Raw genomic sequence first — 11,986 nt, forward strand, 5'->3', positions numbered from 1 at the left:
GGTTGTTCATTTTCGGTTATGGCTCCGCAGAGAGAAGGAATTTGCAACGCGCAAAGGTTAACCGATCTTTTGTTCGTTATGCAAACAGTGTCTGAGATTCATGACGTCTATCACATTCGGCGCAACGCAGATTCCCAAGAGGCGCGACAACGGCTAGATTTATCTCATCCGACCACTTGTGTTCACATAATTATAACAACGGGCCCCGATTTCACCCGATGGAGAGTGCAATGAGCAATTACCCTCACCTGCTGGCGCCGCTGGATCTCGGCTTCACTACCCTGAAAAACCGGGTGCTGATGGGATCGATGCATACCGGCCTGGAAGAGCTGCCCGACGGCCCGCAGCGCCTGGCCGCGTTCTATGCCGAGCGCGCCGCCGCCGGCGTGGCGCTGATCGTCACCGGCGGCATCGCCCCGAACGAACAGGGCGTGGTTTTTCGCGGCGGTTCGATCCTCAACAGCGAGGAGCAATTGCCTCACCACCGCCCGGTGACCGAAGCCGTCCACAGGGCGGGCGGCAAAATTGCGCTGCAGATCCTGCACACCGGCCGCTACAGCTATCAACCCAAGCTGGTCGCCCCTTCTGCCCTGCAGGCGCCGATCAACCCGTTTACGCCGAGCGCGCTCAGCGAAGCGGAGATCGAGCAGACCATCGCCGACTTCGCCCGCTGCGCGGCGCTGGCGCAGCAGGCCGGCTACGACGGCGTGGAAGTGATGGGATCCGAAGGCTATCTGATCAACCAATTCTTGACGACGCGCACCAATCAGCGCGACGACCAATGGGGCGGCAGCTTCACCAACCGTATGCGCTTCGCGGTCGAGACCGTCAGGGCGGTGCGCCAGGCGGTGGGCGCGGAGTTCATTCTGATCTACCGGCTGTCGATGCTCGATCTGGTAGAAGACGGCTCCAGTTGGCAGGAGATCGAACAGCTGGCGCTGGCGGTTGAACAGGCGGGCGCCACGATCATCAATACCGGCATCGGCTGGCACGAAGCGCGTATTCCGACTATCGCCACCATGGTGCCGCGCGCCGGGTTCAGCTGGGTGACCCGCAAGCTGATGGGCAAGGTCGGCATCCCGCTGATCACCACCAACCGCATCAACGATCCGGCGGTGGCCGAGCAGGTGCTGGCGGAAGGCTGCGCCGACATGGTATCGATGGCGCGTCCGTTCCTCGCCGACGCCGCCTTTGTGCAGAAAGCCGCCGAGGGGCGCGCCGACGAGATCAATACCTGCATCGGCTGCAACCAGGCCTGTCTCGACCAGATTTTTGAAGGCAAGCTGACTTCCTGCCTGGTCAACCCGCGCGCCTGCCGCGAAACCGAAATGCCGCTGACAATGGCGGAGAAACCGAAAAAACTGGCGGTGATCGGCGCCGGCCCCGCCGGGCTGGCCTTCGCCACCACCGCCGCCAGCCGAGGCCATCAGGTGACGCTGTTCGACGCCGCCGAGCAGATCGGCGGCCAGTTCAACATCGCCAAGCAGATCCCCGGCAAGGAAGAATTCCATGAAACCCTGCGTTACTTCCGCCGCCAGCTGGCGCTGCGTGAAGTGACGGTCAGGCTGGGCGTCAAGGTCGAGGCGGCGGATTTAAGCGAATTCGACGAAGTGATCCTCGCCTGCGGCATCGTGCCGCGCACCCCGGACATCCCCGGCATCGGCCACGCCAAGGTGCTGAGCTATCTGGACGTGCTGCGCGATAAAAAACCGGTCGGCCAGCGGGTGGCGATCGTCGGCGCCGGCGGCATCGGCTTCGACACCGCCGAGTACCTCAGCCAGCACGGCGTGTCCAGCAGCCTGGATCAGGCGGAATTCAACCGCGAATGGGGCATCGACGGCCGCCTTGAGCAGCGCGGCGGGCTGGCGGCGCAAGGGCCACAGGCACCGCGCGCCGCGCGGCAAATCTACCTGTTGCAGCGCAAAACCAGCAAGGTGGGCGAAGGCCTGGGGAAAACCACCGGTTGGATCCATCGCGCCAGCCTGGCGATGCGCGGCGTGAAGATGCTCAACAGCGTCAGCTATCGGCTGATCGACGACGAAGGGCTGCACATCACCCGCGCCGAGCAGGACAGCTGCCTGCCGGTGGACACGGTGGTCATTTGCGCCGGGCAGGAACCGCGCCGCGAGCTGCAGCAGCCGCTGCTGGCGATGGGGAAAACCGTGCATCTGATCGGCGGCGCCGACGTGGCCGCCGAGCTGGACGCCCGCCGCGCGATCGATCAGGGGACGCGGCTGGCGATGGCGCTGTAAAAAAGGGGCGCACAGCGCCCCTGACATTGATGACAAACCTCATCCCCATGCCGGGTGGCAGAGAGCAGCGAATAGAAAACAAGGAAAATCAATTTATTGATTTTCGGCTGATAACCACAAAGGGGGGAAAAACCACGCTTTTTTCCCCCTTTGTCAACAGCATGAGGGGCGCACAGCGCCCCTTGGTCATCACGCTCAGCGACGCGCGCCGGATTTCACCGCTCTCAAGATCACGAACTTCTTGTTCGAGGCCACCAGCGTGCAGTTGCCGAACAGACGCTTGAGCTTCTGGTGATAGTCGAGGTGGCGGTTGCCGACGATGCGCAATTCGCCGCCCACCTGCAGACAGCGCTTGGCGTCGCAGAACATCTGCCAGGCGGTGTGATCGGTAATGGCGTGCTGCTGGTGGAACGGCGGGTTACACAGCACCGCCTGCACGCTTTCGCGCTCGATGCCCGCCAGCGCGTTGTTCACCTCAAACTGGCAACGATCCAGCTCTTGCGGCAGGTTGTGCTCCACGTTCAGTTCGCTGGAGGCCACCGCCATGTAAGATTCATCGACGAAGGTCACCTGCGCTTCCGGGTTTTGCGCCAGCGCCGTCAGGCCAATCACGCCGTTGCCGCAGCCCAGATCGACGATATGGCCGTTCAGGCCACGTGGCAGATGTTCCATAAACAGGCGCGCGCCGATATCCAGGCTGCCGCGCGAGAAGACGTTGGCGTGGTTATGGATAAGCCAATCGGTGCCGTCCAGCGGCCAGTCGGTGGTTTCCGCCGCCGCCGGCGGGACGATGTCCGCCGCCTGGCAGAAGATCAGGCGCGCTTTCTTCCACGCCAGGCTGGTGCGCGTCGGGCCCAGCACCTTTTCAAACAGCTGCATCGTCGAGGTGTGCACGTCGCGCGCCTTGGCGCCGGCGACGATCAGCGTGTCTTCGGTCACGACGTGGCGCAGCGCGCGCAGCTGCTGCTCCAGCAGCGCCAGCGCCTTTGGCACGCGAATCAACACCACCGCCGGCGCCGCCGGCAGCTCGGCCAGGCTGTCCAGCAGCGTAACCTGCTCGGGATCCAGCCCATTGAGCTTGAGGTTGTGGCGCGTCGCCAGCTGGCTCATGTAGGAGTCGCTGACGCTGTAAGGGCGATGCGCGTGCAACGCACAGGCCAGGGTGCCGAAGTTATCGTTGAAAATCAGCACCGGGCGGCCGCCGATATCTACGTTTTCAAGCTGTTGCAGCAGATATTCGTCCGCCGCTTCCCACGCCTGCAGTTGGGTGGATTCTTCCTGTTGGGGATAACGCTCCAGCTCAAGTTGCTGTGTTCCCAGATCGAGTTGGCTCATTGCCCCTCCTGACTGATAAAATTTGGGCTGTTTATCCCCTAAAAACGCCCGTCAGTAAAATGTTTTTTCGGATAAATTGCGTATGCCAGGATTTGAGCGAAAAAACAGCATAGAATGACCGACTGAATGGCCGTTGATACGGAACAAGAATGTCTGAATTGACCTACCTGCAAGGCTACCCAACGCATCTGCAAAGCCAGGTGCAGCAACTGATCCATCAGAATCGGCTGGGAGACGTGCTGCTGCAGCGCTACCCGCAGGTGCACGGCTGCACCACCGACAAGTCGCTGTATCAGTTTACCGTCGATCTGAAAAACCAGTATCTGCGCAACGCCCAGCCGCTGAGCAAGTTGGCCTACGACAGCAAGATCCACGTCATGAAGCACGCGCTTGGCCTGCACACCGCCATCTCGCGCGTGCAGGGCGGCAAACTGAAGGCCAAGGCGGAAATCCGCGTGGCGACGGTGTTCAAGGTCGCGCCCGAACCCTTTTTGCGCATGATCGTGGTGCATGAGCTGGCGCACCTGAAAGAGAAAGATCACAACAAGGCATTCTACAGCCTGTGCTGCCATATGGAGCCGGATTACCACCAGCTGGAGTTCGATACCCGGCTGTATCTGACGCACCTTTCGCTGTTCGGCGAGCTGTATGCATAGCGAGTGAGGGCGTGATAATCTGCGGTTTTAGGCCTGGACCGGAGCTCGCCATGATTCGCTTTGCCGTCGTCGGCACCAACTGGATTACGGAACGTTTTATCGATGCCGCCCATGAAAGCGGCAAACTCAAGCTGAGCGCCGTGTATTCACGCTCGCTGGAACAGGCGCAGGCATTTGGCGCCAACTATCAGGTCACGCAGTTTTTCGACTCGCTCGAGGCGATGGCGCAGTCTGACGCCATAGACGCGGTGTATATCGCCAGCCCCAACTCCCTGCACTGCCCGCAATCGCTGCTGTTCCTGCGCCATAAAAAGCACGTGATCTGCGAAAAACCGCTGGCCTCCAACCAGCGCGAAGCGGAACAGCTGGTCGCCTGCGCGCGGGAAAACCAGGTGGTGCTGTTCGAGGCGTTCAAAAGTGCCTATCTGCCGAATTTCCTGGCGCTGCAACAGGCATTGCCGAAGGTCGGCCGGCTGCGCAAAGCCTTTATCAACTATTGCCAATACTCTTCGCGCTACCCGCGCTACCTCGCCGGCGAGAATCCCAACACCTTTAACCCGCAGTTTTCCAACGGCTCGATCATGGACATCGGCTACTACTGTCTGGCCAGCGCGGTGGCGCTGTTCGGCGCGCCGCAGTCGGTGCTGGCCAGCGCCACGCTGCTCGATACCGGCGTGGACGCCCACGGCACCGTCTGCCTGAACTACGGTGATTTCGACGTCACGCTTTCCCATTCCAAGGTCAGCGACTCGGCACTCCCCAGCGAGATCCAGGGGGAAGAAGGCACGCTGATTATCGACAAGATTTCCGAGTGCCAGGGCGTGGCGCTGACGCCGCGCGGCGGCAACCGGCAGGACCTGAGCCAGACGCAGCACATCAACACCATGTTGTATGAAGCGCTGGCCTTCGCCGAGCTGGTTGAACAGCGTCAGGTGGAACATCCAGGGCTGGAAAATTCGCTGATCGTCGCCCGCCTGCTGACCGACATACGCCGCCAGACCGGCGTCGTTTTCCCCGCCGACGGAGAATGAGATGAAACGGCTGCTCGTGATGCAAACCGGCGACGCGCCGCAGGCCATTCGTCAGGAATTGGCCAACTTTGAAGGCATGTTCCTGCAACAGGGCAACATCGACGCCGAACGCGCGCACATCGTGCATCTGCCCGCCGGCGACCGGCCGTTGCCGCCGGCCGCCTATTGCGGCGTGGTCATCACCGGCTCGCCGGCGATGGTGACCGAACGGCTGCCGTGGAGCGAGGAGGCCGCCGAATGGCTGCGTCAGGCGATGGCGATCAAACTGCCGCTGTTCGGCGTCTGCTACGGCCACCAGCTGTTGGCCTACGCGCTCGGCGGCGAAGTGGGCTATCACCCGCAGGGCATGGAGGTCGGCACGCTGGAGATCGCACTGCTGCCCGCCGCGGCCGACGATCGGCGGCTCACCCTGCTGCCACCGCGATTCAAGGCCAATCTTATCCACTCGCAGAGCGTGCTGACGCCGCCCGCCGGCGCGCAGACGCTGGCGCGTTCGCAGCAGGACGCGCACCAGATCCTGCGCTATGGCGATCACGCTCTGACCACCCAGTTCCACCCGGAATTCAACGGCGCGGTGATGAGCCAGTATCTGCAGTGGCTCGGCGAACTGCATCCCGAGCAGCAAGCCCGCTATCAACAGCAACAACAACAGGTTAGCGACACGCCGTTCAGCCGCCTGCTGCTGCAGGGATTCGTCGTCAGCCTCGGCGCGCAAAAAGCGATGGCCGGCTAACGCGATTCACGTTGACCGCCGACACATTTTGCATTACTTTCTGCTCTGCAAAGGGGAGTAACTTCATTGCCGGTCAATCGTCATTACGATGCGCAAGCATCCGGTTACCGGGCAACCTGATGTCAAAGGTGTAACCACCTTCATCAACGTTGTAAGTGAGACCTTGCCGGAAGGCGAGGTTTGCTTGCAGCGTTCACAGAGCGGCTGGCGTCTTCCGACGTTGGCCGTTTTTGTTTTTGAAGGATACCTCTGATGATGAATTCCGTTGGCACACCGTGGTTATGGGGCAGCTTCGCCGCCGTCATAGTCGTGATGCTCGCAATCGATCTCCTGTTGCAAGGCCGTAAAGGCGCGCACACCATGTCTATGAAGCAGGCCGCCAGCTGGTCGCTGGTGTGGGTCAGCCTCTCCCTGCTGTTCAATTTCGGTTTCTGGTACTACCTGAATGAAACCGCCGGGCGCGCCGTCGCCGATACCCAGGCGCTGGCCTTCCTTACCGGCTACCTGATCGAAAAAGCGCTGGCGGTGGATAACGTGTTCGTCTGGCTGATGCTGTTCAGCTACTTCGCCGTGCCGGCCAACCTGCAGCGGCGGGTGCTGATCTACGGCGTGCTGGGGGCGATCGTGCTGCGTACCATCATGATCTTCGCCGGCAGCTGGCTGGTCAGCCAATTCCAGTGGCTGCTGTATCTGTTCGGCGCCTTCCTGCTGTTCACCGGTATCAAAATGGCGCTGGCGAAGGAAGATGACTCGGCGATCGGCGACAAGCCGCTGGTGAAATGGCTGCGCAGCCACCTGCGCATGACCGACAACCTGGAAGGCGAGCGCTTCTTCGTGCGCCGCAACGGCATCCTGTTCGCCACCCCGCTGGTGCTGGTGCTGATCCTGGTAGAGCTGAGCGACGTGATCTTCGCGGTGGACAGCATTCCGGCGATCTTCGCCGTGACCACTGACCCGTTCATCGTCCTGACCTCCAACCTGTTCGCCATCATGGGCCTGCGGGCCATGTACTTCCTGCTGGCCAACGTGGCGGAGCGTTTCTCGATGCTGAAATACGGCCTCTCGGTGATCCTGGTGTTTATCGGCATCAAGATGCTGATTATCGACTTCTTCCACATCCCGATCGGCGTATCGCTGGGCGTGGTGGCGGGCATCCTGACGCTCACCTTGCTGATTAACGCCTGGGTCAACCGTCGCAACGATCGCCTGGCGAATAAACAACCATAATCTGTTATCCGGGGCGCTAGTCGCCCCGTGATTGTTTGGCAATTCCCCCAAAACGCCAAACGTTATTGCGATCACACAAATGTAACCAGTATGTTATCAAGTGTTGATCCGCGCTTAGAATTTCACCTTCGCCTCTTTCCAACATCATTCGATTGCTGAATACTGATTCGGCAAACACACTTAGTTACAGAATCATATAAAGCCACCCGGCGTCGTTCCCGCCGCGGCGGCCAGATAACATCAGGAAGAAAGCACTATGCAAAAACTACTACAAAAGATCACGCAGGGTAGCCTGGTCAAACAAATCATGGTCGGCCTGGTGGCCGGCATTCTGTTGGCGCTGGTTTCGCCGGCGGCGGCCTCCGCCGTTGGCCTGCTCGGTTCCCTGTTCGTCGGCGCGCTGAAGGCGGTGGCGCCGGTGCTGGTGCTGGTGCTGGTGATGGCCTCGATCGCCAACCATAAACAGGGGCAGAAGACCAACATTCGCCCGATCCTGTTCCTCTACCTGTTGGGCACCTTCGCCGCGGCGCTGGTGGCGGTCGTCGTCAGCTTTATCTTCCCTTCCATGCTGGCGCTGAGTACCGGCGCGACGGACATTACCCCGCCGGGCGGCATTGTGGAGGTGATGAAGGGCCTGCTGATGAGCGTGGTGGCCAACCCGTTCCATGCGCTGATTAACGCCAACTACATCGGTATTCTGGCGTGGGCCGTCGGGCTGGGGCTGGCGCTGCGCCACGCTTCCGAAACCACCAAGGGGCTGATCAACGACATGTCCCATGCGGTCACGCTGGTGGTGCGCGCGGTGATCCGCTGTGCGCCGCTCGGCATCTTCGGCCTGGTGGCTTCCACGCTGGCGGAAACCGGTTTCGGCGCGCTGTGGGGCTACGCCCAATTGCTGATGGTGTTAATCGGCTGCATGCTGCTGGTGGCGCTGGTGCTCAACCCGCTGATCGTTTACTGGAAAATCCGCCGCAATCCGTATCCGCTGGTGTTCGCCTGCCTGCGCGAGAGCGGCGTAACCGCCTTCTTCACCCGCAGCTCGGCCGCCAACATCCCGGTGAACATGGAGCTGTGCAAGAAGCTGAACCTGAATGAGGACACCTACTCGGTTTCCATCCCGTTGGGCGCAACCATCAATATGGCCGGCGCGGCGATCACCATCACCGTACTGACGCTGGCGGCGGTAAACACGCTGGGCATCGCGGTGGACGTTCCGACCGCCCTGCTGCTGAGCGTGGTGGCCGCCCTCTGCGCCTGCGGCGCGTCCGGCGTGGCCGGCGGCTCGCTGCTGCTGATCCCGCTGGCGTGCAACATGTTCGGCATTCCGAACGACGTGGCGATGCAGGTGGTTGCGGTCGGCTTTATCATCGGCGTGCTGCAGGATTCGGCGGAAACCGCCCTCAACTCCTCCACCGACGTGCTGTTCACCGCCGCGGCCTGCCAGGCGGAAGACCAGCGGCTGGCGAACGAAGACCCGCTGAAGGTGCGTTAATCCCACCTGGCTGCATTGCAAAGGCGCTCTTTCGAGCGCCTTTTTTGTCAGCCTTACAGCGTCACTCCGCTTTTAAAGATCGCCAGCTCGCGGAAATCGTTGGCTTCATTGCGCGCCGGACGGCCGTTGGCGATCTCGACGATCAGATCGACGAAGCGGCCGAGCAAGGTCTCCATCGCCACCCCGTGAACCAGACCGCCGGCGTCGAAATCGATCCAGTGCGGTTTCTTCGCCGCCAGCTCGCTGTTGGTGGCCAGCTTCACCGTCGGCACAAAGCCGCCGTATGGCGTGCCGCGCCCGGTGCTGAACAGCACCATATGGCAGCCGGCGCCGGCCAGCGCGCTGGTCGCCACCGCGTCGTTGCCCGGCGCGCTGAGCAGATTCAACCCCGGCACGCGCAGCCGCTCGCCGTATTTCAGCACGTCCACCACCTGGCTCAGGCCCGCTTTTTGGGTGCAGCCGAGCGATTTCTCTTCCAGCGTGGTAATGCCGCCGGCCTTGTTGCCCGGCGACGGGTTCTCATAAATCGGCTGTTGATGGGCGATGAAATAGCGTTTGAAATCGTTGATCATGTCGACGGTTTTGTCGAAAGTCTCCCCATCGCGGCAGCGGCTCATCAGGATGCGCTCGGCGCCGAACATCTCCGGCACTTCGGTCAGCACCGTGGTGCCGCCATTGGCGATCACATAATCGGAAAACCGTCCCAACAGCGGGTTGGCGGTAATGCCCGACAGTCCGTCCGAACCGCCGCACTCCAGGCCGAACTTCAGCTCGCTCAGGCGGCCCGGCTCGCGGCGATCGTGGCGCATCTCACGGTATAGCTCGTGCAGCAGCCCCAGCCCGGCCTCCACCTCGTCGTCCTGCTGTTGGCACACCATAAAGCGCAGCCGCCGCTCGTCCGCCATCCCCAGCGTGGCGCGAAAGGCCTCCACTTGATTGTTCTCGCACCCCAGCCCGATCACCAGCACCGCGCCGGCGTTGGGATGGCGCGCCATGTTTTGCAGCATGATGCGGGTGTTGGCATGATCCTGTCCCAGCTGCGAGCAACCGAACGGATGGCTGAACAGATGCACGCCGTCGATCCCCTCCGCCTGCGTTTGCTGCAAAAAGCGCTGCTGGATCTGGCGGGCGATGCCGTTGACGCAGCCGACGGTCGGCACGATCCACAGTTCGTTGCGGATCCCCACGTCGCCGCCGGCCCGGCGGTACAGCTGCACCTCGCGATCCGCCGCCTGCGGCGGCAACGCCGGAAACTGCGGCTGGTAACGGTAGCTGTCCAGATCGCTCAGGTTGGTTTTGGCGTTTTGCGAATGAATATGTTCCCCGGGCCCGATGGCCGCGAGCGCGTGGCCGATCGGCTGGCCATATTTGATGATGTCCTCGCCCTTTGCGATCGGGCCGAGCGCAAACTTGTGCCCGCGCGCCACCGGCTGCGCCAGTTGAACGCGCTCCCCGTCCAGCTCAACCGTTTCTCCGGCGGCCAGATCGCGCAGCGCCACCGCCACGTTATCCTGCTCGTGAATCTTTATCGTACTTTGCATAAACCGGTCCCGGATAACGGCTACGCCAGTTCAATGGCGAAATAGTTTTTGGCGTTGTCGAAACAGATGTTTTTCACCATCTCGCCCAGCAGCGCGAGATCCGCCGGCGCTTCGCCGTCCGTCACCCAGCGGCCGATCAGCTGGCAAAGAATGCGGCGGAAGTATTCATGCCGCGTATACGACAGGAAGCTGCGGCTGTCGGTCAGCATGCCGACGAAGCGGCTCAGCAACCCGAGCTGCGCCAGCTGCGTCATTTGGCGCTGCATGCCGTCCTTCTGATCGTTGAACCACCAGCCAGAGCCGAACTGCATCTTGCCCGGCGTGCCTTCCCCCTGGAAATTACCGATCATGGTGCCGATCACTTCGTTATCGCGCGGGTTGAGGCAATAGAGAATGGTTTTCGGCAGGCCGCCCTGCCGCGCCTGGGCATCCAGCAGCCGCGACAGCGGCTCCGCCAGCGGCCGATCGTTGATCGAGTCGAAGCCGGTATCCGGCCCGACGGCGGCCAGCATGCGGCTGTTGTTATTGCGCAGCGCGCCGATATGGTACTGCTGCACCCAGCCGCGGCGCCGGTATTCGCCGGCCAGGAACAGCAGCACTGCGCTTTTGAACTGGGCGTTCTGTTCCGGGGTCGGCAGCTCGCCGTTCAGGCGGCGCAGCAGGATCGCATCCAGCGCCGCTTCGTCGGCCTCGCCGAACACCACCACGTCCAGCGCATGATCGGCCACCTTGCAACCGTGGGCGGCGAAGTGATCCATGCGCTTGTACAGCGCGTCGCACAGCGCGCTGAAGCGGCCGATGGCGGTGTCCGCCGCCGCCTCCAGCTGCCGCAGATAGTCGTTGAAGCCAGGCGCATCGATGGCGAAGGCCTTGTCCGGCCGCCAGCTCGGCAACACCTTGATATCGAAGCTGTGATCGTCGGCGATCGCCCGATGATGGCGCAGATCGTCGATCGGATCGTCGGTGGTGCCGACCATTTTCACGTTCATCTGCCGCATGATGCCGCGCGCGCGAAACTCATCCTGCGCCAGCAGCGCATTGCCGCGCTGCCAGATCTCATCCGCCGTGGCCGGCGACAGCAGCGTTCCGGTGATGCCGAACGGCCGGCGCAGCTCCAGATGCGTCCAGTGATAGAGCGGATTGCCGATGGTGTGCGGCACCGTGGCGGCCCAGGCGTCGAATTTCTCGCGATCGCCCGCATCGCCGGTGCACAGCCGCTCCGCCACGCCGTTGGTGCGCATCGCCCGCCATTTATAGTGATCGCCCCGCAGCCAGATATCGTACAGGTTGCTGAAGCGGGTATTCTCCGCGATCTGCTGCGGCGGCAAATGGCAGTGATAATCGAAAATCGGCTGGTCCGCCGCGTAGTCATGATACAAACGCCGGGCAAATTCGCTGTCCAGCAGGAAATCTTCGCTCAAAAACGTCGCCATCTCGGGCTCCTTACCTTACTTGCCGTGCGGCATGGGGATCGAATCACAAAAGTTATCACACCAATTCCAATGAGCGTCCAGCATATTTTTCTCGACGCCTGCCGTTTTGCTGTCCCTCAACCCCTTTTCTGCTCGTTTTTACGGCAAACTTGCGCCATAAATGCGCTATTTCATCGGCGACAGTATCGCTCAGGCGAATAATTCCTTTTGTGATATCACTCAACTTTTAAACCTGTATGACAGGTTATTGTCTCGCCAGCCGCATCGTCGGCCATACCTTCAAACG

General features: G+C 61.7%; 10 protein-coding genes. 6 read left to right on the forward strand and 4 right to left on the reverse strand.

Translation table 11 applies throughout. From position 1 onward, the window contains the following. The first annotated feature begins 230 nt into the window (after window positions 1-230). Complete coding sequence (locus ACJ8MK_RS21300) at window positions 231-2,252, forward strand: oxidoreductase (protein ID WP_033636090.1); 2,022 nt, start codon at window positions 231-233, stop codon at window positions 2,250-2,252. A gap of 195 nt (window positions 2,253-2,447) precedes the next feature. Here the strand turns inward: ACJ8MK_RS21300 and rlmG are convergent, their stop codons facing one another. Beyond that, on the reverse strand, window positions 2,448-3,587 hold the full coding sequence (rlmG, locus tag ACJ8MK_RS21305; protein WP_033636091.1) for a 23S rRNA (guanine(1835)-N(2))-methyltransferase RlmG: 1,140 nt from the start codon (window positions 3,585-3,587) through the stop codon (window positions 2,448-2,450). 149 nt (window positions 3,588-3,736) lie between these two features. On the opposite strand from rlmG, the gene ACJ8MK_RS21310 reads away from it, so the two are divergent. The 5 genes from ACJ8MK_RS21310 to sstT all read left to right on the forward strand — a co-directional run bounded on the left by ACJ8MK_RS21310 (window position 3,737) and on the right by sstT (window position 8,726). Further along, window positions 3,737-4,243: a M48 metallopeptidase family protein gene (locus tag ACJ8MK_RS21310; RefSeq protein WP_442518046.1), complete on the forward strand. Its 507-nt coding sequence runs from the start codon at window positions 3,737-3,739 to the stop codon at window positions 4,241-4,243. 50 nt (window positions 4,244-4,293) lie between these two features. Continuing rightward, on the forward strand, window positions 4,294-5,274 hold the full coding sequence (locus ACJ8MK_RS21315) for a Gfo/Idh/MocA family protein (protein ID WP_033636095.1): 981 nt from the start codon (window positions 4,294-4,296) through the stop codon (window positions 5,272-5,274). A 1-nt stretch (window position 5,275) separates the two neighbouring features. Beyond that, complete coding sequence (locus ACJ8MK_RS21320; RefSeq protein WP_174157995.1) at window positions 5,276-6,007, forward strand: glutamine amidotransferase; 732 nt, start codon at window positions 5,276-5,278, stop codon at window positions 6,005-6,007. 252 nt (window positions 6,008-6,259) lie between these two features. Next, the gene (locus ACJ8MK_RS21325) at window positions 6,260-7,234 is read left to right on the forward strand and encodes a TerC family protein (protein WP_033649013.1); all 975 of its coding nucleotides are present in this window, start codon (window positions 6,260-6,262) and stop codon (window positions 7,232-7,234) included. Window positions 7,235-7,490: 256 nt separating this feature from the next. Further along, window positions 7,491-8,726 (forward strand): serine/threonine transporter SstT, encoded by a 1,236-nt coding sequence (gene sstT / locus ACJ8MK_RS21330; RefSeq protein WP_103774260.1) that lies wholly within the window; start codon window positions 7,491-7,493, stop codon window positions 8,724-8,726. Window positions 8,727-8,779: 53 nt separating this feature from the next. On the opposite strand, the gene ACJ8MK_RS21335 is transcribed toward sstT, so the two are convergent. The 3 genes from ACJ8MK_RS21335 to ACJ8MK_RS21345 are packed head-to-tail and all read right to left on the reverse strand — an operon-like array spanning window position 8,780 to window position 11,923. After that, window positions 8,780-10,267, reverse strand: coding sequence for a UxaA family hydrolase (locus ACJ8MK_RS21335; protein WP_060424570.1), 1,488 nt, complete (start codon window positions 10,265-10,267; stop codon window positions 8,780-8,782). A gap of 20 nt (window positions 10,268-10,287) precedes the next feature. After that, window positions 10,288-11,700, reverse strand: coding sequence for a glucuronate isomerase (gene uxaC / locus ACJ8MK_RS21340; RefSeq protein ID WP_103774259.1), 1,413 nt, complete (start codon window positions 11,698-11,700; stop codon window positions 10,288-10,290). Window positions 11,701-11,755: 55 nt separating this feature from the next. Further along, the gene (locus ACJ8MK_RS21345; RefSeq protein WP_165791047.1) at window positions 11,756-11,923 is read right to left on the reverse strand and encodes a hypothetical protein; all 168 of its coding nucleotides are present in this window, start codon (window positions 11,921-11,923) and stop codon (window positions 11,756-11,758) included. Window positions 11,924-11,986 lie beyond the last annotated feature (63 nt).

Source organism: Serratia sp. CY38905 (assembly GCF_052168875.1).
Lineage (GTDB): Bacteria > Pseudomonadota > Gammaproteobacteria > Enterobacterales > Enterobacteriaceae > Serratia > Serratia sarumanii.